Raw genomic sequence first — 21,987 nt, 5'->3', positions numbered from 1 at the left:
AGTGATCTACTCCGGGCAGCTCTTTTATGCGGAAATGCAGCGATCAGGATTCGGTGCCTTTGTATTTGTTATCGATGAACTCTTTGATCTCCTCGACGGATTTTCCTTCATCATGAAGCCGCTTGGCATCCTGCAGCTCGGTCAGACAGATGCCGCATTGGGCGCCATGGTCCGTCCATTTGACTTCGCCGTCCTTGCTCTCGGCGATGAAGCAGCGGTGGAGGGAATCGTGATAGCCGGTTTCCTCATCCATACAGCCGCAATAACATTTGATATCCTTGATGATGTCCTCTAATTCGGCGACCGTGGCATAGGTTGCTTGCGTATTGTCGGTATAACTCGACAGGAATTCCGGCATGACCGTCAGGCTCGCAGTTGTCTCGTATCGTTCAGAATCGGCGCCGTGCTGATGCCCCACAGCGGATTCTTTGCCGCCGCAAGCGGTAAGCAGCATGCCTGAAATGACGAAGGTAAAGAGTATAGCGCGAGTGCGGTTCATGGCGTCACGCTCCCCTTGTATTTATCAAGGAATTGCTTGAAGTCATCCACCGAGTAGCCTTCACTGGAGCCTTCCGGCTTCAATCCGCCAATCATGCGTTCTTTCTCCACACCGTTCTCATAGTAGACAAGCGTTGGGGTGAACTCAATGTTGTATTCCCTCCAGCCTTCCTGGTACTCACGGAGGTTATACTGGTGCATCGTAATGCCGGCATCATCTGCTAAAGGCATCAATTCCGGGGTTGTCGCCCGGCAGTGCGGACAGTCGGAAGCAAAGAAGTATACGAAAAAGTTCTCTTTGTTGTCTACCTTGCTCTTCAGCTGATCCGGCAAAATAATTTGCTGGTAGTTCGGATCATTAAGGAGTTCCTGCGTGGCTGGGTTCAGGCTGGAGACCTTCTTACCGCCATACAATTCGCTTGCTTCTCCTTGACCGTTCAGGAAAAAGAGTGCAGCGACCAATACAATAAAGACTCCGCCAAAGGCGTATAACGCGGTGTATTTATTCTTTTTTTTGCGGTTCATGGATCCACCCCCTAATGATTAATAATAACAAGGACTTGTCCTTTTTAATGTAGTTTATTATACAATATTAAAAGTCGGAGCGGAACATGCGAAAGTCCGCTTCGGTAATGGGAAAATATCATTTAAACCGATACGATACAGAACAGGTAGGTACTTAGTATGGCATTACGTCTGCCTTCGCCGTTTCTGGCGAAGATGAAATCGCTGCTTGGCGAAAACTATGACAATTTTATGAAGTCGTATGAACAGCTTCCGTATGCAGGCATTCGGGTCAATACGCTGAAGATCAGCAGAGAGGAATTCCTGAAGGTATCGCCCTTTGAGCTGGAGCCCATTCCCTGGTGTTCTACCGGTTTTTATATTCGGGATGGGGAACGCCCGGGACGGCACCCTTACTATCATGCAGGGCTTTATTATATACAGGAGCCCAGCGCCATGGCGCCGGTTGAATTGCTGGGCGTTGCCCCTGGGGATATCGTGCTGGATCTGTGCGCAGCCCCTGGCGGCAAATCCACGCAAATTGCGGCCAAGCTGAAGGGGGAGGGAGTACTGGTCAGCAATGATCTTCATCCCGACCGGACAAAGGCGCTGGCCAAAAACCTGGAGATGTACGGCGTCCGGAACGCCGTCGTGCTTAATGAGGACCCGGAGCGGATTGCCGGGGCTTTCCCCCGATTTTTCACGAAAATATTAATTGATGCTCCCTGCTCCGGCGAAGGAATGTTCCGTAAAGACGAATCCATGCTGAAGTATTGGGAAGAATCGTCTCCCCTTAAATTTGCAGAGATGCAGCGGGAAATCTTGACGTCGGCTGCAAAAATGCTTACGCCTGGAGGTCGGCTCGTGTATTCCACCTGCACCTTCTCACCGGAGGAGAATGAGGGGATGATTGCGGAGTTTCTGAACAACCATCAGGATTTTCGCTTGGTCCCAGTGGAGCATTCGGACTATTTCTCCCCGGGTGAAACCAAGTGGCTGACAGGACAAGGGCACGTGGGGGACGACGTACTGATACAGCTGACCGGAACGGCCAGGTTGTGGCCGCATAAGGTGAAGGGTGAAGGGCATTTTATGGCTGTGCTTCAGCGGGAGGGCGAGCTGACTTCAGGGGATGACGAATCGAAACGGGCTGCCTTGATGCTGCAGGACGACGGGACGCTTGCCGTCTCCTCCCGAACAGATAAACCGCGCGAGCGCAAAGGGAAACTGTCACTCCGGGAAGAAAAGATGGGGCAATCCGGGAAAAACAGTAAAAGCGGTAAAAGTGCTGCTCGTCAGCAGACATCACGCCGGGGCAGTGGGGATCGTCAGGCGGATTACATCTCAATCGATCCGTTTTATGACTTTATCCGCGAGCAGCTGCATGGAAGTCTGTCAGGATACCCTGTGTTGTATGGAAACCACGTGTATATATCTTCGCTGCCGGAAGATCGGCTGAAGCAACTGAAGGTGATCCGTCCTGGATGGTATATGGGACAACTGAAGAATGAACGGTTCGTGCCCGGTCATCCCCTGGCGACGGCGCTTCATCCGGAGGAGGCTGCAAGATATGTGAGTCTGTCCTCCGAGGACGGGGAAGCGGTACGTTATTTGAAAGGCGAAACCCTGTCGATCTCTGAGGAGCGCGTGGTATGCCGTCAGGGTGCTGAAGCTAAGGGTTATGTGTTAGTCTGTATAGACGGGTACTCAGCGGGATGGGGCAAATGGCAGGCAGGCATGCTGAAGAATGAGTATCCGGCAGGTTGGAGGTGGACATCGGTATGAGTACAAAGGGAAGAACAACGCAAAGATTGGACAAGGTGCTCTCTAATCTGGGTTTCGGCTCACGTGCCGAGCTGAAGAAAATGGCCAAACAAGGAAGCATTGTTGTTAATGGCACGGTGATGAAAGATCCCGGCAAACATGTTGATCCTTATACGGACATCATTGAGTTTGAGGGTGAGACCATTCAATACCGGGAATACGTGTATATAATGCTGCACAAACCTCCGGGTGTCGTTTCGGCAACAGAAGACCTTCGGGATCGAACGGTGCTGGATCTTCTGGACAAGGATTATCTTGTCTTCGAGCCGTTCCCGGTGGGCAGACTGGATAAGGATACGGAAGGACTGCTGCTGCTGACAAACGACGGTAAATTGGCCCATGAACTACTGTCACCGCGAAAGCATATCCCCAAAACCTATGAAGCGATTGTAGAAGGCCGCGTCGGGGAAGAAGATGCCCGGCTGTTTGCTGCGGGGGTCACCCTGGATGACGGGTATGCTACCATGCCAGCGGAGCTGGTGATCCATTCCCATGAGGAACGGGATGACGGAGTCATTCTGTCGCGCATCTCACTGACGATTCATGAGGGAAAATTTCATCAGGTAAAGCGGATGTTCGAGGCGGTCGGCAAGAAGGTCGTGTATCTCAAAAGAGTCAGCATGGGTGAGCTTCGACTGGATAAAAGTCTCGAGATCGGGACATATCGGGAGCTGACCGAAGAAGAGCTGGCTTTGATTGGAAGAACAGCGTCATTATAGAGAAATAGATATTTAAAAGGATGGATGGAGAATGGCATACAAGTTGGTGGCACTGGATGTTGACGGAACGCTGCTGAACGATGATCATGAAATTACGGAAAAAACCAGAAACACCGTCATGGAAGCTGCAAAACAAGGGGTAGAAATTGTACTGTGCACAGGAAGAGGTCCGCTGAATTCGATTCCTTTTATGAAAAGTATGGGTCTTGGCGGTTATGTTATCAGTCATAACGGCGCGGCAACGGTCGAAGTGGAGACCCAGAAGATTGTGCATCAGTTCGGCATGGATCCCCTTCAGCTCGAGCCCTTCATGAAATACTGCCGTGAGCATGGCGTGCATTTTGACGTGAATACTGCATTTGAGATGTATGTGGACCAAGTGGAGGAGCTTGCTGGCCCTGTTCGGTTTATGTATGAAAACTACTTGATGCTGCCAAGCAACCTCCCGGCATGGGAGGAGCTGTCGGGCCCGGTGGTGAAACTTACGGCTTTCGGCGAGTCGGCCGATATGGACCGGGTTTACGGGGATTGGAGCAAGTGGAACCTTCCACTCAACATGCTGCGAAGCGGGGAGTTCTTTATCGATCTCATGCATCGTGATGCATCCAAAGGAAATGCGCTGAAGCAGCTGGCAGCCAATAGAGGTTATCAACAGGAAGAGGTGCTTGCCATCGGCAATTACTTTAATGATATCACGATGCTGACTTTTGCCGGTATGGGTATTGCGATGGATAATTCTCCTGTGGAAGTAAAGGCTGCTGCCAATGCGGTGACGACTTCAAATAACGAGGATGGCGTACACGAAGCGCTGGTAAAATACTGCTTGTCATAAATCGAATAGGCTAAACAATGAACCCCGCCACAGACACTTGAATCAAGTGCCTGTGGCGGGGTTTTTGTGTGGAATGGGTCTCTTCACAGAGTCCATTCGGAACCGAATGTCATGCATATCCTTCCAAATTTGGATTGACACCATTATGTTGGCATGCTATTTTTATGAATGAAAATGATAATCATTATCAATTATTTCGAGATGGAGAATACATCTGTTCATCGATTTGATCCAAGGGAGGCTGCTCATGCGTACAGAAGAAGAGCTGAAAATAGAAGATTACATGTTGGATTCGGACCGGAATGGAAAAACCAGCCTGGTTGAGATTAAGGAATATATAGATCGTCATTATAACGAAGCGTTATCCATTTCCCAATTGGCGCAGATGGCTAATATTTGTCCTAAATATTTTGTGGATCTGTTCAAGAAGACCTTTGGTCAGACGACCATTGATTACTTGACCGATGTGCGTATTAATCACGCGAAGCGCCATTTGGTTGAATCCGACGATCGGCTAAGAGATATTGCGCTGAAGGTCGGTTATAAGGATGAATTCTACTTCAGTCGTAAATTCAAGAAGAAGGTGGGCATGTCCCCGACGGAGTATGTCAGAAGTTCAAGACAGCTGATTGCGGCTTGCTCTTCGTCCATCATTGGGCAGCTGGTGGCACTGAATGTCATACCCGCGGCCGCGCCTCTTGACGCCAAGTGGACCCCGTACTACTACAATGCCTACAACTCGGAGATCAAGTCCCGGCTGAAACTTACGTCCCCCTACCCGGATAGCCGATTCGAAGAGAATATCGAGCAGTTATTTCGCGCAAAGCCTGATGTCATTATCGGTATGGATCATCTTGGTCCAGACGATATCAGCAAGCTGAAGCATATTGCTCCTACCTTGATCGTTTCATCCCGTGCAGGATGGAGGGATCAGCTTAGGACGATCGCCGCTTTTTTGAGCAAAGAAGAACAGGCGGCATTATGGATCGAGCAGTATGAACAGAGAGTCCGGTATGCACGCTCGCAAATGCTGCAAGTGGTTGGAAAAGAGAAGGTCATCGCGCTGCGGATATACGGCTCGAACCTCTATATATATGGTAACCGGGGGCTTGGGGAAGTGCTGTATCAGGATTTGCAGCTGATTGCTCCCTGCGCTTTGGATGCCAACCATAATCAGCCGATTTCGCTGGATGATCTGCTGGAGTGCAATCCTGACCGGATCCTGATTGCGGTATGCCCTGAAGCCGCCTCTCGCCGCAGTTGGCTTGCGCTTCAGTATTCTGCCAAATGGCACAAACTCAGAGCCGTCGCTCAAGGTGGTGTATATATGATCTCGTCCGATCCCTGGTTTGAATATTCTGCGCTTGCGGTTACGAGAATGCTGGACGAGGCGCTGCTGCTGTTTACAGGAGATAGTCCAAATGGAGTTCTGGATAAAAGCCATGGTGAATCTTTTGCCACATAATATATACTCGACTTAATTGAGAATCATTATCACAGGAGGAGATTGATTGTGGCAAAACGTGTGAACCGTGTAAAGGGTAGTTGGAGAATCAAAATATCAGCACTTGTGTGCTGTGTACTCGTCATAGGCTTGCTGTCAGGCTGTGGGGACAAGGGCGATTCCGGGACAGCGGATGGTGATCAGCAGGCAACAAAGAATGCAGCGACTGAAGTCTCTAATGCAGGAGAAGGCGGCGACAAATCGACAGAGGAAACGCAGACGCCTGATGAGGTGGCAGCTGCAGGGGAGGAACGGACGGTTACGGATGAACTTGGGCATGAAGTTAAAATTCCGGCCGACGTGAGTAAAGTATTCGCACCTAATATGGAGGATTCATTGTTGAAGCTGGGTGTGAAGCCTGTTGCACAGTGGGCTAACGGCAAGATCGGACATGCCTATTTGCAGGAGGAGCTGAATGGCATCCCTCTGATTGATTTTTCAGGAGGCTTGCCTTCACCGGAAGCGTTAATGTCCTATGAGCCGGATCTTATCGTACTGCATACAGAAACTTACGCAGCGGATGGAACTTATGAGAAATATGCCAAAATCGCGCCGACGTATGTGTTTAAGAATGCCTCCGGCAATGTTGAGAAGTCTCTGGCAACGCTGGGGGATCTGCTGGGGAAAGCTCCAGAGGCTGACGAAGCCCTGGCCAACTATAGGCAAAAAGCAAGCGAAGCGAAAGATAAGCTCAGTCAGGTGATTGGGGACAAGAAGGTTGCCATTATTCGTTTTGCACCTAGAGGTGTTAGTCTGATGGGCGGAAATTATCTGTGCGGGTTCGTTATCCATCAGGATCTGGGGCTTGGCAAGTCCAAGCTTGTCGAGAACGAAAATGCGGCTAACATCTCATTAGAGATCCTTCCTCAGCTGGATGCGGACTATGTTTTTGTAATTAACGCTTATGATCAAGGAACCGAGCGCATGAAGGAAATGACGGAAAGCCAGATCTGGAAGAGCATGCCTGCTGTCAAGAATGGGCAGGTGTATGAAGCAAATAACGCTTACTGGCTTGGAAGTGGCCTCATTGCATACGAGAAAATCGTAGACGATGTCGTTCGCTCCATTACGGGTCAATAGGGAGGGCATCATGAGCAATCCTATACTCCATCTGGATATGATGCGTCGCAGTGTCGAGCTGCCAAATGCAGAGCATTGGGTAAAACAGTCGAGTGCAGGGCATCGCCGCTATCGGATCATGGCCGCACAGCCGATGGGGCAGGCTCCTCCGGCAGGGTATCCAGTTATTTATTTGTTAGACGGTAACAGCGTGTTCCATACGATGGTCGAAACCCTGCGTCTACAGTGTCATCGGCCGGATAAAACGGGGATTCTGCCTGCTGTCATCGTCGGTATCGGTTATGACACGGAGGGGCAGTACGCTCCGGACCGGTTCTATGATTACACGCCTTTTCCCAATACGAAATTCAGGAACAAGTTTGATGGCAACTCGGTACCGGAACAGGGGGGAGCGGCTGAATTCCTGCAATTTATGGAGGAGGACTTGAAGCCGCAGATCGAAAGCGAGTTTAACATTGACCGTAATCGCCGGGCGATATTCGGCCATTCACTTGGCGGATTGTTCACGCTGTATGCCATGTTCAGCAAACCGCAGGCATTCAGATATTACATTGCAGGGAGTCCTTCCATTCATTGGAATCAGGAGTATCTGCGTGAGATGGAACAGCGCTTTACCGAGCGTGTGAAGGAAGATCCGCTCCAGGTGCGGCTGATGCTTGGCGCGGGAGAACTGGAGAGGTCTCATGTGACTGGCAATTGCATAAGCGCTTGTCAGCTCGCAGAACGCTTGGCTCCTCTGTCGGGATACGGCATTCATGCTGAATTTAAGGAGTTTGAGAGCGAAGGGCATCTCTCTGTGCTGCCCGTCCTCATAAGCAAAGCCTTGAGGTTTGCGCTCAATCCTGATGACTAAGGAGTTGAATGATATGGAGTATGCAGGTATCCGAGGAAAAGTGGCACTCGTGACCGGGGCTGCCCAAGGTATTGGGGAGGCGGTGGCACGAGCTCTCGCTCAGCAAGGAGCCATTGTGGCGGCTGTCGATCAGAAGGAGGCTGAGCTGATCAGCCTCACCGCTGATTTAAGCCAATCGGATGCGCTAGCAGCCGCTTATCAAGTCGATGTCGGTCACAGCGCCGATGTCGAAGCCGCTGTTGAGCGAATCGAGAGCGAGCTTGGTCCGATTGATATTCTCGTTAATGTCGCGGGTGTGCTGCGAATCGGCGGGATTGATTCACTGGATGACGAGGATTGGCAGACGCATTTTAACGTCAATACAAACGGCGTGTTCTACACGTCGCGTTCCGTTGTGCGGCGTATGGCTAGACGCAATAGAGGGGCTATCATAACGGTCGGATCGAATGCGTCCAAAGTTCCGCGTGCACAGATGTCTGCCTATGCTTCCTCCAAGGCAGCATCGACCATGTTCACGAAATGCCTGGCACTCGAATATGCCCGTCATCACATCCGATGCAATGTCGTTTCTCCCGGCTCTACCGATACAGAGATGCAGCGTTTGTTATGGAGGGGCGGTCAAGGGGCAGAGTCTGTCATTGAGGGTTCGCTTGAATCCTTTCGTGTCGGCATACCGCTGGGCAAAATCGCACTTCCTTCCGATATTGCGGATGCTGTTCTGTTTCTGGCATCCGATCAGGCAGGACATATTACGATGCAGGATTTATGCGTAGATGGCGGTGCGATTTTGGGCTGCTGAGGATTCTCGGATTGTACGAGATTCCAAAAAAAATATGGGTAGGCTCATAAGCAGAGAGGAGACTGTAATGTTACGCTATGATGCTCCAACCGCAGCCGAGGCTGCGAAACTTATGGAACAATATCGGTCGGGTTCGTCTTTCTTCTTCTCATCGCCGCGCAAGACGTTATTAACGCATGGAGAGTATTCGAAGCTGTCTATCCCCTCGGGAAACGACAACAGGTCGCTGCCGGAACGTGTAGCGGAGCTGCTGGGAGCAGCGAAGCAAGCGGGACGAACGGAAGCCGTGGTTGTAGGTGCCATCCCTTTTAACACATTGCAACCGGCAAACCTGTTTATCCCCCTTACAGCACAGTGGTATGACTCACTTCAATTCACAACGGGAGAAGCGCCCGAAAAACCGCAAATTTCCGGTTATGAAGTACAGCCTGTTCCGGGACCCGCGCAATTCAAGCAAGGCGTGGACCGTGTGCTGGAGCTGATCCGGCAAGATGTACTCCAGAAAGCCGTGCTTTCCCGAACATTATACATCCAACTTCCCCAGGCCTTGCAAATTCCTCAAATCTTGTATCACTTAGCATATTATCACGCTCATGGTTATACCTTTGCGGTTCCATTGCTGCCGGAATTATCGCTCTCCACCAGTCCTGATGCCATTGCATCGACACGAACGCTATTCGGTGCAAGTCCCGAGCTGCTCGTTACGAAGAAGGGGCTCCGGATTCAAGCTAATCCATTGGCCGGCTCTGCAGCGCGCAGTGAGGATCCGGTTGAAGATGAGCGGCGGGCGGCGGCGCTGCTGTCCTCCGCGAAGGACAGATACGAGCATGCGGTTGTCATTGATGCGGTGGCAGCTGCTTTACAGCCTTATTGCAGCAAGCTGGACGTTCCCCCAGGCCCTTCGCTTATACAGACGAAGGCCATGTGGCATCTGTCTACTGAAATCAACGGCGTGCTGAAGGATGATGCGGTGACGTCACTGGATCTTGCCCTGGCAATGCATCCGACACCAGCGATATGCGGTACGCCCAGCGATGCGGCCCGGAATGCCATTCAAGAGATCGAGCCGTTTGATCGCGGCTTCTATTCGGGAGCCGTGGGCTGGTTGGATGCAAACGGGGACGGAGAGTGGGCTGTCACGATTCGCTGTGCGGAAACGGAAGGGCAATTCATGCGGGTATTTGCGGGGGCCGGCATTGTGACAGGCTCAGATGCAGATGCAGAGCTGGCCGAGACGTCAGCTAAATTCCGCACGATCCTGGCTGCTATGGGCTTGAACGAACAACAACCGATGACTCTGAAGGAGGAATAAGCCATGTTGGCAGGATGGAGGGCTTGGCCTGAGGAATTTGCGAACCGTTATCGCGCGGAAGGATGCTGGCAGGGAGAAACTTTCGGACAGCTGCTGCGGAAGCGGGCCGCAGCAGACGGGGAACGGATCGCAGTCGTGAGCGGTGATCAGCGGATCAGTTATGCGGAGCTGGACCATCGAGTGGACCGTTTGGCTGCCGGTTTTCTTAAACTCGGAATTAAGGCCGAGGATCGAATTATCGTTCAGCTCCCGAATATAGCGCAATTTTTCGATACGATATTCGCGCTGTTCCGGATCGGGGCGCTGCCTGTCTTTGCTTTGCCTGTTCATCGCAGGAGCGAAGTCGTCTATTTATGCGGGTTCAGCGAGGCGGCTGCCTATATTATTACAGACAAGGACTCGGGATTTGATTACCGGGAATTAGCGTCTCAAGTCCAAGCATCGGTCCCATCGCTTCGTCATGTCATCGTGGCAGGCGACCCGGGTTCGGGGGCATTTACCTCCCTGGACGATTTGTATATAGATGACGCGAACGAAGTGTACGACCGGTTAGACGCGGAGGGTCCTGATTCTGGCGACGTTGCATTCTTGCAGCTGTCGGGAGGAACGACCGGGCTTCCAAAGCTCATTCCGCGCACGCATGACGATTATATATACAGCCTGCGCGTTAGTGCGGAAGTATGTGCTCTCCATAAGGAGAGCGTCTACTTGGCCGTACTTCCGGTCGCCCATAATTTTCCGCTCAGCTCGCCGGGCGTGCTGGGGACATTGTATGCGGGAGGTTGCGTGGTGCTTGCCCGTTCAGCCAGTCCCGATGTCGCATTTCCTCTAATAAGATCAGAGGCAGTGACGATTACGGCTGTCGTTCCGCCACTGGCCTTGATCTGGCTTGAGGCGGCTCAATCCCGTCATTATGATCTGTCTCATCTGCAGGTGCTGCAGGTTGGCGGGGCCAAATTCAGTGCCGAGGCAGCCAAGCGGGTGAAAAGGGTCCTGGGCTGCACGTTACAGCAAGTATACGGAATGGCGGAAGGCTTGGTGAATTATACCAGGCTGGATGATCCTGAAGAAATCACGGTGAATACACAGGGGCGACCGATGTCGCCGTTCGATGAAGTGCGGTTGGTCGATGAGGATGATGTTGAGGTACCTCCCGGTGAGGTAGGGGAGCTGCTGACACGAGGACCCTATACCATTCGCGGTTATTATAAAGCGGATAAACATAATGAGAGGGCATTTACGTCAGACGGCTTTTATCGTACGGGCGATCTTGCAAGCATGACGCCTTCCGGTTACTTGGTAATTGAAGGCCGTTCGAAGGATCAGATTAACCGCGGAGGCGATAAAGTAGCGGCAGAGGAGGTTGAGAATCATCTGCTTGCCCATCCGAACGTGCACGACGCAGCTGTGGTAGCCATGCCGGACGAGTTTCTTGGCGAGCGGACCTGTGCTTTTGTGATCGTGCATGATCCTGCCATCAGCGGCAATGAGCTGAAGGCTTTTCTTAGAAAAAGAGGGCTGGCTGCATATAAAATCCCCGATCGGGTGGAGTTTATGGAATCCTTCCCCCACACCGGGGTAGGCAAAGTGAGCAAAAAGAGTCTGCGTGAACTTGCGGCACAACAGCAGGATGAACGGGTGAACGTTTCAAAATAAACGAGAAAAGAGGAGATAGGATGGCACTTCCTAAGATATTACCTTATCCAATGCCTGTGGAGACAGATTTACCCAAGAACAAGGTGACGTGGACGGCGGACCCGAGTCGTGCCGTGCTGCTCATCCACGATATGCAGCAATATTTCGTTGATGCATTTACACCTGATCAATCTCCTGTCGTGGAGTTGATCGCCAATATTCAGAAGCTGCGTCTTTACTGTACAGAGCTGGAGATTCCGGTTATCTATTCCGCACAGCCTGGCGGCCAGGCGCCCGAGCAGCGCGGCCTGCTGCAGGATTTCTGGGGGTCCGGCATCGATGACGGACCCTATCAGAAAAAGTTCGTTGATGCGGTTGCGCCTGCTGAACAAGATATGCTCCTAACCAAATGGAGATACAGCGCATTCCAAAAAACGAATTTGCTGGAGATTTTGCGCGAGCAAGGGAGAGACCAGTTGATGATATGCGGCATCTATGCGCATATTGGCTGCTTGTTGACTGCCAGCGAGGCCTTCATGAAGGATATTCAGCCCTTCTTCATTGCGGATGCGGTTGCGGATTTCTCGGAAGAGAAGCATCATCTGGCGCTTACCTACGCTGCAGAACGATGCGCTGTAACACTGACGACGGAACACCTTGTCACCTCGCTGACCCAAGCTTACCGGCCTGAGTCTGAGGGGGTTGGATCGTTCAGCGGAGGAATGGATGAAAGGGTAGCTGTGGAAGAACAACCCCCGCTGACACTGCAAAGACTTCGAGATGAAGTGGCAGCCCTATTACAGGAGCAGTCGGCTAATCTGGGCGAAACCGACAATCTGATCGAACACTGGGGACTGGATTCCATTCGAATTATGAGTTTGACCGAGCGTTTGCGTCGCGACGGCATCGATATCAGCTTTGTGGAATTAGCTGAACATCCCACACTGGCCGATTGGTGGAAGCTGCTCTCAATCAAGATGAGTGTGTCGCCGCCTAATTATGATTACTATACGGTATAGAGGGAGGGGATTTATATGCTTGAGGAGAAGAGGGGGCGCTGGTCTCTGTCCGGAGCTCAGCTGGGTATTTGGTTTGCGCAGCAGCTTGATCCAGACAACCCGATATTCAACACAGCGGAATGCATTGAGATACGCGGACCTGTAGATCAGACTCTATTCGAAACGGCTGTACGACAAGCGGTGGGGGAGGCGGAAGCCTTACACGTTCGCTTCGGTGAAGATGCGGACGGTCCTTGGCAGTATATCGTTCCTTCTCCGGAGTGGCAGCTTCAGGTTATCGATGTCAGCGGGCAGGATGACCCGGTTCATGCTGCCCAATGTTGGATGGAGCACGATCTTGCCCAGGTTGTAGATCTGAGCCGAGGGCCGTTGTTCACGGAGGCACTGCTCAAGTTGGCATCCGATCGCTACTATTGGTATCAGCGCATTCATCATATCGTAATCGACGGTTTCGGCGTATCGCTGCTGTTAAAAAAAGTTGCCCAGGTTTATACGGCATTAGCAGGCGGTGGTTATTCTGAACCAGCTGCTTTTGGCCCATTTCGTACGATCCTGGAAGAAGATACGGCTTATCGCATGTCCCAACAGGTCGAGGCGGATCGTCAGTTCTGGCTGAAGCGCTTTGCTGATGAACCGGAGGTTGTCAGTTTAGGCGGCCACGCCCAGCGGTCTGCACGGAGCTTCCTGCGCCGATCTGCGCAGCTTCCCGAATCTGCGCTGCATCGCTGGCAGTCAACCGCCCAAGCAACAGGGACAAGCTGGCCGGACGTCGTTGCAGCTGCAGCGGCTCTGTACGTACATCGTATAACAGGGGCAAATGAGGTTGTGCTTGGCTTGCCGGTCATGTGTCGACTAGGCTCAGCCTCGATCCGTGTTCCAGGCATGATGATGAATTTGCTGCCGCTTCGCGTGTTTGTACGGCCCGATATGAGTCTGATGGAGCTGCTGCAGCAGGTCGCAGCAGAGATTCGCGACATCAAGCGTCATCAACGCTACAGGCATCAGGACATTCGACGTGATCTTAAGCTGCTGGCGGATAACCGCAGGCTGTTCGGGCCGATGGTGAATGTGATGCCCTTTGTAGAGGAATTAAATTTTGGAGGATACGGCGGCAGCGTCCGCAATCTTGGCTCCGGTCCCGTGGATGATCTGTCATTGAACGTGTATGGTAGCATGGATGGGAACGGGCTGAGGATGGATATGGATGCCAATCCGTCCATTTACAGCGAAGAGGAGTTAGAGTCCCATTTACACCGCTATTTGTATCTGCTTGATAGTCTCGCAGACGCTGAACCGGCTGATCCTGTCGGAGGCTTGTCGATTATCCTGCCAGAAGAACGGGACAGAGTGCTCCTGGAGTGGAATGATACAGCGCGTCCATTACCGAGGCTAAGTGTACCGGAATTGTTCGAAATGCAGGCCGCACGCACCCCGAAGGCAGAGGCGGTCGTATGTGAAGCGTTAACGCTTCGTTACGAGGAGCTGAACAGGGACGCTAATCGCCTGGCTCATATGCTTATTGCTCGCGGTGTAGGTCCTGACCGAATCGTTGCCCTATCGCTGCCGCGTTCTCTGGATATGGTTGTTGCGATTCTGGCTGTGCTTAAGGCCGGAGCGGCCTATTTGCCGATAGATCCGGATTATCCGTCCGAACGGATCGCTTACATGCTTGAAGATGCGGAGCCGATGTGTCTGATTACGGCACAGGAGCTGGCTGAGGATTTTGGCAAAATGATAAGAACAGAAGCCATTGTAGAGCTGGATGCACCGGCCACCCTCCATGATCTGGAGCGGCAGGCCGTTCATAATCCCGGAGATGACGACCGCATTAGCTCGCTGTTGCCGCTTCACCCTTCCTACGTCATCTACACCTCCGGTTCGACAGGGCGCCCCAAAGGGGTGATGCTCACTTTTGAAGGACTTGCCAATCTACTTCTGGATATGCAGGAGCGCATTGAGATCGGTGAACAGGATCGCCTCCTGTCGGTTACTACCATTTCCTTCGATATCTCGGTGATGGAGGTGCTCCTGCCGCTGACATGCGGCTCGACACTCGACATTGTCATGAGGGATACCATTCTCGACGCACCGGCTCTTATTCGCAGAATCCATGAGACGGGCGCTACCATTATGCAGGCTACTCCGACGTTATGGCAGTCGATTGTTGCTTGCCGTCCCGGGAAGTTTAAGGGGCTGAAAGTCATTACAGGCGGCGAAGCCCTGCCGGTTGGACTTAAGCTTGCGCTTCAGGAACTGAACTGCGAAGTGAATAATCAGTATGGCCCGACCGAAACGACGATTTATTCAACGGCTGCCAAGCTTGACCATGAACGCGAGAAGCCATCCATAGGGGGGGCGATCTGGAACACGAGGTTATATGTGCTCGATACGTCACTCTCTCCGGCACCTCCTGGCGTAGCTGGCGAGCTGTATATTGCAGGTTCCGGACTGGGCCGGGGCTACCTGGGCCGACCCGACCTGACCGCAGAACGGTTTGTGGCCGATCCCTTCGGTCCACCCGGATCCCGAATGTATAGAACAGGCGACCTCGCCAGATGGCTGCCGAACGGCTGGATTGATTATTTGGGGCGTGCCGATCATCAGATCAAGCTGCGCGGATTCCGTATCGAGACCGGAGAGATTGAGTCTGTGCTTGTCACTCATCCGGATGTGGAGCAGGCTGCCGTCATCGTTCGCGAGGATCGTGCAGGTGATCGCCGGCTAGTTGCTTACATCGTACCGGCATTATCAGCTTCATCTGGTTTGATAGATACGGCAGAACTGCGGCGCTACGCCTCCCTGAAACTGGCCGAATATATGGTGCCGTCTGTCATCGTAAGACTTGAGACCATGCCGTTAACTCCGAATAAGAAGGTGGATCGTAAAGCGCTGCCTGTGCCCGATCATCATGCGGCGATTGGCCGTATGCCGCGAACTCCGCAAGAGGAAATGCTCTGCAGAATTTTTGCTGAGGTGCTTGGCTTGCCCCGGGTAACGATAGATGATGATTTCTTCGCGCTTGGCGGTCACTCCTTGCTTGCCGGTAGGGTGATGGTTCGTGTCCGCGAGGCTTTCGGCGTAGAGCTGAGCATCGGAAGTTTGTTTGAAGCTTCAACAGCAGCGAGTCTGGTGAAGCGGCTTGACCATGCACAAGAGGCAAGACATGCGGTTCGCCCGGCTGAGCGGTCAGAGCGTCTCCCGCTGTCGTTTGCCCAGCAGCGATTATGGTTCCTGTATCGACTGGAGGGGCCAAGCCCAACCTATAATATTCCGCTTGTGGCTCGCCTGTCGGGTACGCTGGATCTGGATGCATTGAAGTCGGCACTGGGGGATGTAGCCGCTCGGCATGAATCGCTGCGTACGATATACCCGGATGATCTGGGTGCTTCATATCAGTTTATCTTAGCCTTTGAGGAGGCAAGGCCTGAGCTGATTGTATCCGAAATAAGCGAAGCAGACCTGCCTGAGCGGTTAGCTGAGGCTGTCCGATACCGTTTCGAGTTAGCAAGCGAGATTTCCTTGCACGTAGAGTTATTCAAGCTGGATGATGATGAATATGTGCTTCTGCTGCTGCTGCATCATATTGCAGGAGATGGCTGGTCGTTAACCCCGTTAACACGGGATCTGTCCCACGCCTATGCGGCACGGTGCCAGAGGAGTACCCCTGGGTTGCCTCCGCTTCCAGTTCAATATGCAGACTATGCGATCTGGCAGGAAGAGCTGCTTGGCAGCTCGGGAGACGAGAGCAGTCTGATCAATCGCCAGCTGGATTATTGGAGAGGCGCACTTCGCGGCTTGCCGGAGCAATTGGATCTGCCAACCGATTATCCAAGACCGGCAGTGGCCAGTTATCAGGGAGGAAGCGTGTCGTTTCCGATTACGCGCGAGCTGCATCAACAGTTAAATGCGCTGGGGCAGAACAACAGGGCTACTTTATTTATGATATTTCAGTCTGCCATGGCGGCACTGTTCACCAACCTCGGCGTGGGAACGGACATCCCGATTGGCAGTCCCGTCTCGGGCCGGAACGACGACAATTTGGACAACCTGATCGGCTTCTTCATTAATACGCTTGTGTTTCGTGTCGATACCTCAGATGATCCGTCATTCACTGAACTGCTGCAACGCGTACGGGAGATGAGCCTGGCTGCGTTCGAGCATCAGGACGTGCCGTTCGAACGCCTAGTAGAGGCACTGAACCCACCGCGTTCCCGGGCGCGGCACCCGCTCTTCCAGGTGATGCTGGTTCTGCAGAATACACCAGAAGCCTCGCTTGATCTGCCTGGAATTACGTCCAGCTTGCAGCTGCAAAGCGTGGGTACGGCGAAGTTTGACTTAACGTTCGAGTTGACCGAGCGCCGGGATGCAAACGGCGAGCCTGACGGATTGGACGGATGGATCGAATTCAGCACAGACTTGTTCAAACATAGTTCTGTGGAAGCGATGGCGGAACGGTTTGTGCGTGTGTTGGAGAGTGCTGTCATTGAACCAAGTAAATCAATCAGCAAACTTGATATTTTGACTGGACAAGAACGTGAGGAAATGAGACAGCAGTGGAGCACTCCGCTGCCTGTCTCGAAGCAGGCTACCATACCCCAGCAGTTTGAAGCACAGGTAGGCCGCTCGCCTCTTTCGACAGCCATCGTCTGTGATGGCGAATCGCTGAGTTATGAGGAGCTGAACGAGCGTGCGAACCAGCTTGCTCATATGTTAATCGCGTCAGGTGTCGGTACGGAACAGATTGTGGCTCTGGCACTCCCGCGTTCTATCGAAATGGTGATTGGTATTCTGGCTGCACTCAAGGCGGGAGCCGCATATCTGCCGCTGGATCCGGAATATCCGGCGGATCGACTGGCTTATATGATGGAGCATGCTTCTCCAGTATGTCTCCTGGCAAGTGTTCAGGTGATGGATCAGCTCCCGAATTCAGCAAGTGTGCAGCGTATCGTAATCGATGAGCCTGAGCAGGCTCTGCGACTGCAGCGCTATTCCAAGCAGAATCCAAGCGATCTTGAGCGACACCGGCCGCTTATGCCGCAAAGTGCGGCCTACATCATCTATACATCCGGATCTACGGGCAAGCCCAAGGGTGTGCTTGTACCGCATCAGAATGTCATCCGGTTATTTACGTCTACTGAGCATTGGTTTCATTTTGATGAGACGGATGTGTGGACTTTGTTCCACTCCTATGCCTTTGATTTCTCGGTATGGGAAATATGGGGACCGTTGTTGTACGGCGGGCGACTTGTAGTTGTTCCCCATACGATCAGCAGGTCGCCGGATGAAATGCTAAGCTTGCTGTCCCAAGAAGGCGTAACGGTGCTGAACCAGACTCCATCGGCGTTCTATCAATTGATACAGGCGGATCGGGAGCAACCGGAGACGGGAAGGAATTTGGCGCTAAGGTACGTTGTATTCGGCGGCGAGGCTTTGGAGCTTGGGCGGCTGGACGACTGGTACCAGCTTCATGCTGATGATGCCCCGCGCCTTGTTAATATGTACGGCATAACGGAGACGACCGTTCATGTCAGCTATTTGGAGCTGAACCGATATAGCGCGATGCCGGGAGCTAGTAGCCTCATCGGAGAATCCATCCCGGATCTTCGGGTATATGTGCTGGATTCCAAACTCCAGCCCGTTCCGTATGGCGTAACCGGCGAGATGTACGTCGCGGGGGCGGGGCTGGCACGTGGTTATTGGGGGCGTCCCGACTTGACAGCCGATCGGTTTGTTGCAGATCCTTATGGTCCCCCAGGTACGAGAATGTATCGGACCGGAGATTTGGCGAAGCGATTTGCCGATGGCACACTGGATTACTTGGGACGTTCTGATCATCAGGTCAAAATACGCGGCTTCCGCATTGAGTTAGGGGAAATTGAATCGGTTCTGATACGCCATGCTGACGTCGCCCAGGTTGCCGTTATCGTGCGTGAAGATCAGCCCGGAGATAAACGGCTTGTCGCCTATGTCGTCAGCCATTCCAATGAGACGTCCTCGGGTGCAGAGCTGCGCCGTTATGCCGCTTCCCTGCTGCCTGACTACATGGTTCCGTGGGCGATCCTATTCATGGACAAGCTGCCGCTTACGCCCAACGGCAAGCTGGATCGCAAGGGGCTGCCAGCCCCGGATATAACGTCTGATGCAGACGGTCGTAATCCGAGAACTCCGCAGGAAGAAGTGTTATGCGAGTTGTTTGCCGAAATATTGGGTGCCAAGAGGGTTGGCATTGACGACAGCTTCTTTGAGCTCGGCGGCCATTCCTTGCTGGCCGTTCGATTGATCAGCCGTGTTCGAGAAGCGCTGGGGAAAGAATTAAGCATTGCGGCTTTGTTCGAAGCGCCCACGGTTGCGGGGCTTGTTGACAAGCTCGAGATGGGTGGTGGGAACAGCGCGCTGCAGGTCGTTCTTCCGCTTCGGACACACGGTAATCAAATCCCGCTGTTCTGTGTGCATCCGGCCGGGGGATTGAGCTGGTGTTACGCCGGCTTGATGAAGCATCTTGGCATGAACTATCCGATTTACGGCTTGCAGGCAAGGGGGATCGCCCAAGCGGAGGAGCTGCCGCAATCTTTGGAAGAGATGACGGCAGATTATATCCGCCACATACGTTCCATTCAACCAACGGGACCTTACCGGCTGCTTGGCTGGTCCTTAGGCGGTAACGTCGCTCAGTCCATTGCGGTACAGCTGCAGGAAGCGGGCGAAGACATCGAGTTACTCGCCATACTGGACGCTTATCCCAGTCATTATTTGCCGATCAAGGATGATCCCGATGAAGACGAGGCTTTGACCGCGCTGCTCGCTCTTGGCGGTTTTGACAGGGAAAGTATTGAGGAGGGGCTCGGCGACACGCCATTAACCATTGCGACGGCGCTTGAATTATTGCGTAACGAGAGCAGTGCACTGGCATCCCTTGAAGAAGAAACGATGATGAATCTGAAAACGACCTATGAGAATTCGGTTCAATTGTTGAAGGCCTACGTTCCGAAGCGATTCGAGGGGGATATGTTATTCTTCCATTCCACCATCATTCCCGATTGGTTCGATCCCATTGATCCGGAGATGTGGAACCCTTATGTGGGCGGAGTGATCGAGCGGCATGATATCGAATGCCGGCATAAGGATTTATGCCAGCCGGGTCCGCTTGATTATATCGGCAAGTGTATTCTAGGCAAGCTGGAGGCAGCTGCACATCAAAAGCAGACAACTGATGACGGGAGGGAGCTAATTTATGACAAATCCTTTTGAACAAGCCGATGGCAAATATGTCGTATTGATGAATCATGAGGGACAATATTCGCTTTGGCCGGCTTTCGCGGCTATTCCGGATGGCTGGACTCAAGCGCTGGGGCTTAGCACACGAGAAGAGTGCATGACCTACATCAACGAAAACTGGGTCGATTTACGGCCGCGGAGTTTATATGCGAATGCCGGATCGGCACCGGAAAACAGGCCATGAGCCGTTGGATGAATCCGAAAAAGGTATTATGCATCGTCTATGTGGCAGCGATGTTTGTTGTTGCTATGGACGCTACCGTACTGAACGTTGCACTTCAGACGATCAGTCAGGAGCTTGATGTACCGCCAGCGGCTTCGGGTATTCTGAACGTCGGTTACTTGGTCAGCCTCGCCATCGTTCTGCCGATGGCGGGCTGGCTTGGCGACAAGTGGGGGACGAAGCGGACGTTTCTGCTGGCGCTGGCCATATTTACCGGAGCGTCCGCATTATGCAGTTTTGCCGACAGCTTAACGTCCCTGACGTTATTCAGGGTAATTCAAGGCATCGGCGGAGGTTTACTGACACCGGTCGGCATGGCGATGCTGTTCCGTACATTTCCTCCGCAGGAGCGTGCAAAAGTCTCCCGTTCACTCATTCTGCCGATTGCAATAGCACCAGCTATCGGACCGATTGTGAGCGGTTTGATGGTTGAGCATTTTACTTGGCGGTGGATCTTCTATGTGAACTTGCCAATTGGAATTCCAGCGCTATTGTTCGGGCTGTTCTGGTTGAAGGAACATAAAGAACCGAATGCGGGCAGATTGGACGTACCCGGTTTTCTTCTGTCCGCGCCGGGTCTTGCGCTGCTTATGTACGCGCTCAGCCAGGGACCGCTTCATGGATGGAATGCCCCGCGGGTATGGATCGCAGGACTGGCAGGCATGATATTGCTTGCTGCATTGGTCAAGGTAGAACTGAGCGTCAAGCAGCCGCTGCTGGATCTGCGACTGCTTGGCAACCGCTTGTTCCGAACGACGGGCTTCATTGCGATGTGCGCTTCCGCAGGGCTACTGGGCATGCTGTATGTATTCCCTTTAATGTATCAGAACGCATTGCATGTCTCAGCGCTGGAAACGGGGCTGACCACGTTCCCTGAAGCCATCGGTCTCATGATTGCCTCACAGCTCGTGCCCTGGACGTATCCCAGGCTTGGTCCGAGACGCGTCATTATCATGGGACTCTTGGCAACGTCGCTTATCTTCATCCTGCTCAGCATGGTGTACGCAAACACAAATCCGTGGTTTATCCGCTGCTTGCTGTTTGGCGTGGGTATTTTCCTGGGCCAAACCGTCGGATCTGTACAGATTGCTGCCTTCGCTACCATTCCGCCAACCTCAATGGGGCGGGCTTCGACTTGGTTCACCGTGCAGAACAGGCTGGGCCCTGCAATCGGCTTGGCTGTGCTGTCTGGCATCCTGGCGGCTGTCGGTACGGGAAGTGTGAACGCAGCAGGGGACATGGAGCCGAATCTGATGGCTTACCGGGCGGCATTGCTCGGAGCAGCAGGATTCCTGCTCATCGGTGTCGGTTTTGCGTGCTGGATTCGGGATTCGGATGCCGCGGCTACGATTCGCAAGCCCGTTGCTTCGAAGCCGGTGAAAGAACAGGCATCTCCGGTTGAAAGTTAAAACAAGATAAAAGTATTTTAGGGTTAGTGATGTTAAGCTCGAGCAGATCGTGTGCAAATGTTAATGATGAGAGCGGCCTTGGTAAGTTGGACAAGGTGGCTTTTTATCATTTATTGTACATCGTATGGACTTCTCCTCATCCGCACGATGCGTGGTTTTGGGGCATGCTAGGATGGCTGTCGACCATTGTTACTCTTTCGATTCAAGAGATAAGATCAGCAAGCTATAAGCATAAAATCTTTAATTAAAGATTCTCTGGCTTGACTTATAATCAGTTAACTGATAAATTGATAATAAGATAAAGCAACAGCAGCATGGAGGAGGGATGGGATGATATGGCGATGAACTTGATGACTCGGGGAACTCGGTTACGATTATTTCTATCCGCCCAGAACGCAGCTAAAGCTTGCAGAAGCGGTAATCCATGCCCAAGGTAGGCATGAGCTGGATTAGAAATTGCATATCCCTTAACCTCATGAAAGCTCGGATACTGACTAAAGA

At 52.6% G+C, this 21,987-nt stretch carries 15 protein-coding genes; 13 read left to right on the top strand and 2 right to left on the bottom strand.

The genetic code is table 11. From position 1 onward, the window contains the following. Window positions 1-43: 43 nt before the first annotated feature. On the bottom strand, window positions 44-499 hold the full coding sequence (locus M2277_RS02490) for a PCYCGC motif-containing (lipo)protein (protein ID WP_006211678.1): 456 nt from the start codon (window positions 497-499) through the stop codon (window positions 44-46). Then, the gene (locus M2277_RS02485; RefSeq protein WP_006211677.1) at window positions 496-1,023 is read right to left on the bottom strand and encodes a thioredoxin family protein; all 528 of its coding nucleotides are present in this window, start codon (window positions 1,021-1,023) and stop codon (window positions 496-498) included. Before M2277_RS02485 ends, M2277_RS02490 begins: the two co-directional genes overlap by 4 nt. Before the next feature lie 159 nt (window positions 1,024-1,182). On the opposite strand from M2277_RS02485, the gene M2277_RS02480 reads away from it, so the two are divergent. The 13 genes from M2277_RS02480 to M2277_RS02420 all read left to right on the top strand — a co-directional run bounded on the left by M2277_RS02480 (window position 1,183) and on the right by M2277_RS02420 (window position 21,486). Continuing rightward, complete coding sequence (locus tag M2277_RS02480; RefSeq protein WP_280754067.1) at window positions 1,183-2,787, top strand: RsmB/NOP family class I SAM-dependent RNA methyltransferase; 1,605 nt, start codon at window positions 1,183-1,185, stop codon at window positions 2,785-2,787. After that, window positions 2,784-3,545, top strand: coding sequence for a pseudouridine synthase (locus M2277_RS02475; protein ID WP_148246779.1), 762 nt, complete (start codon window positions 2,784-2,786; stop codon window positions 3,543-3,545). Before M2277_RS02480 ends, M2277_RS02475 begins: the two co-directional genes overlap by 4 nt. Window positions 3,546-3,576: 31 nt before the next feature. Then, complete coding sequence (locus M2277_RS02470; RefSeq protein ID WP_006211674.1) at window positions 3,577-4,377, top strand: Cof-type HAD-IIB family hydrolase; 801 nt, start codon at window positions 3,577-3,579, stop codon at window positions 4,375-4,377. Window positions 4,378-4,624: 247 nt separating this feature from the next. Further along, the gene (locus tag M2277_RS02465) at window positions 4,625-5,842 is read left to right on the top strand and encodes an AraC family transcriptional regulator (RefSeq protein ID WP_280754066.1); all 1,218 of its coding nucleotides are present in this window, start codon (window positions 4,625-4,627) and stop codon (window positions 5,840-5,842) included. Between the two features lie 48 nt (window positions 5,843-5,890). Beyond that, complete coding sequence (locus M2277_RS02460) at window positions 5,891-6,961, top strand: ABC transporter substrate-binding protein (protein ID WP_280754065.1); 1,071 nt, start codon at window positions 5,891-5,893, stop codon at window positions 6,959-6,961. A gap of 10 nt (window positions 6,962-6,971) precedes the next feature. Further along, complete coding sequence (locus M2277_RS02455) at window positions 6,972-7,814, top strand: alpha/beta hydrolase (protein WP_280754064.1); 843 nt, start codon at window positions 6,972-6,974, stop codon at window positions 7,812-7,814. A gap of 13 nt (window positions 7,815-7,827) precedes the next feature. Continuing rightward, window positions 7,828-8,613, top strand: a complete 786-nt coding sequence (locus M2277_RS02450; protein ID WP_280754063.1) for a 2,3-dihydro-2,3-dihydroxybenzoate dehydrogenase — start codon at window positions 7,828-7,830, stop codon at window positions 8,611-8,613. Window positions 8,614-8,680: 67 nt separating this feature from the next. Continuing rightward, window positions 8,681-9,925 carry an isochorismate synthase DhbC gene (gene dhbC / locus M2277_RS02445; RefSeq protein WP_280754062.1) on the top strand — a complete coding sequence of 415 codons (1,245 nt, stop codon included), beginning with the start codon at window positions 8,681-8,683 and terminating at the stop codon, window positions 9,923-9,925. Window positions 9,926-9,928: 3 nt separating this feature from the next. After that, window positions 9,929-11,581 carry a (2,3-dihydroxybenzoyl)adenylate synthase gene (locus M2277_RS02440; RefSeq protein ID WP_280754061.1) on the top strand — a complete coding sequence of 551 codons (1,653 nt, stop codon included), beginning with the start codon at window positions 9,929-9,931 and terminating at the stop codon, window positions 11,579-11,581. Between the two features lie 20 nt (window positions 11,582-11,601). Continuing rightward, a complete protein-coding gene (locus tag M2277_RS02435; protein WP_280754060.1) occupies window positions 11,602-12,579 on the top strand; it encodes an isochorismatase family protein in 978 nt (325 codons plus the stop codon). Window positions 12,580-12,594: 15 nt separating this feature from the next. Then, window positions 12,595-19,827 carry a non-ribosomal peptide synthetase gene (locus M2277_RS02430; RefSeq protein ID WP_280754059.1) on the top strand — a complete coding sequence of 2,411 codons (7,233 nt, stop codon included), beginning with the start codon at window positions 12,595-12,597 and terminating at the stop codon, window positions 19,825-19,827. Then, the gene (locus M2277_RS02425; RefSeq protein ID WP_006211666.1) at window positions 19,811-20,038 is read left to right on the top strand and encodes an MbtH family protein; all 228 of its coding nucleotides are present in this window, start codon (window positions 19,811-19,813) and stop codon (window positions 20,036-20,038) included. Before M2277_RS02430 ends, M2277_RS02425 begins: the two co-directional genes overlap by 17 nt. After that, complete coding sequence (locus M2277_RS02420) at window positions 20,035-21,486, top strand: MDR family MFS transporter (RefSeq protein WP_280754058.1); 1,452 nt, start codon at window positions 20,035-20,037, stop codon at window positions 21,484-21,486. Before M2277_RS02425 ends, M2277_RS02420 begins: the two co-directional genes overlap by 4 nt. Window positions 21,487-21,987 lie beyond the last annotated feature (501 nt).

This window comes from Paenibacillus sp. LBL (assembly GCF_029893715.1).
Taxonomy (GTDB): domain Bacteria; phylum Bacillota; class Bacilli; order Paenibacillales; family Paenibacillaceae; genus Paenibacillus_AQ; species Paenibacillus_AQ glucanolyticus.
This window is presented reverse-complemented; position numbering and strand designations above follow the sequence as displayed.

What these genes read in the sequence shown, in the direction of transcription:
- M2277_RS02490 (WP_006211678.1), bottom strand. Translation starts at nt 499, where the DNA reads ATGAACCGCACTCGCGCTATACTCTTTACCTTCGTCATTTCAGGCATG.
- M2277_RS02485 (WP_006211677.1), bottom strand. Translation starts at nt 1,023, where the DNA reads ATGAACCGCAAAAAAAAGAATAAATACACCGCGTTATACGCCTTTGGC.
- M2277_RS02480 (WP_280754067.1), top strand. Translation starts at nt 1,183, where the DNA reads ATGGCATTACGTCTGCCTTCGCCGTTTCTGGCGAAGATGAAATCGCTG.
- M2277_RS02475 (WP_148246779.1), top strand. Translation starts at nt 2,784, where the DNA reads ATGAGTACAAAGGGAAGAACAACGCAAAGATTGGACAAGGTGCTCTCT.
- M2277_RS02470 (WP_006211674.1), top strand. Translation starts at nt 3,577, where the DNA reads ATGGCATACAAGTTGGTGGCACTGGATGTTGACGGAACGCTGCTGAAC.
- M2277_RS02465 (WP_280754066.1), top strand. Translation starts at nt 4,625, where the DNA reads ATGCGTACAGAAGAAGAGCTGAAAATAGAAGATTACATGTTGGATTCG.
- M2277_RS02455 (WP_280754064.1), top strand. Translation starts at nt 6,972, where the DNA reads ATGAGCAATCCTATACTCCATCTGGATATGATGCGTCGCAGTGTCGAG.
- M2277_RS02450 (WP_280754063.1), top strand. Translation starts at nt 7,828, where the DNA reads ATGGAGTATGCAGGTATCCGAGGAAAAGTGGCACTCGTGACCGGGGCT.
- dhbC (WP_280754062.1), top strand. Translation starts at nt 8,681, where the DNA reads ATGTTACGCTATGATGCTCCAACCGCAGCCGAGGCTGCGAAACTTATG.
- M2277_RS02440 (WP_280754061.1), top strand. Translation starts at nt 9,929, where the DNA reads ATGTTGGCAGGATGGAGGGCTTGGCCTGAGGAATTTGCGAACCGTTAT.
- M2277_RS02435 (WP_280754060.1), top strand. Translation starts at nt 11,602, where the DNA reads ATGGCACTTCCTAAGATATTACCTTATCCAATGCCTGTGGAGACAGAT.
- M2277_RS02430 (WP_280754059.1), top strand. Translation starts at nt 12,595, where the DNA reads ATGCTTGAGGAGAAGAGGGGGCGCTGGTCTCTGTCCGGAGCTCAGCTG.
- M2277_RS02425 (WP_006211666.1), top strand. Translation starts at nt 19,811, where the DNA reads ATGACAAATCCTTTTGAACAAGCCGATGGCAAATATGTCGTATTGATG.
- M2277_RS02420 (WP_280754058.1), top strand. Translation starts at nt 20,035, where the DNA reads ATGAGCCGTTGGATGAATCCGAAAAAGGTATTATGCATCGTCTATGTG.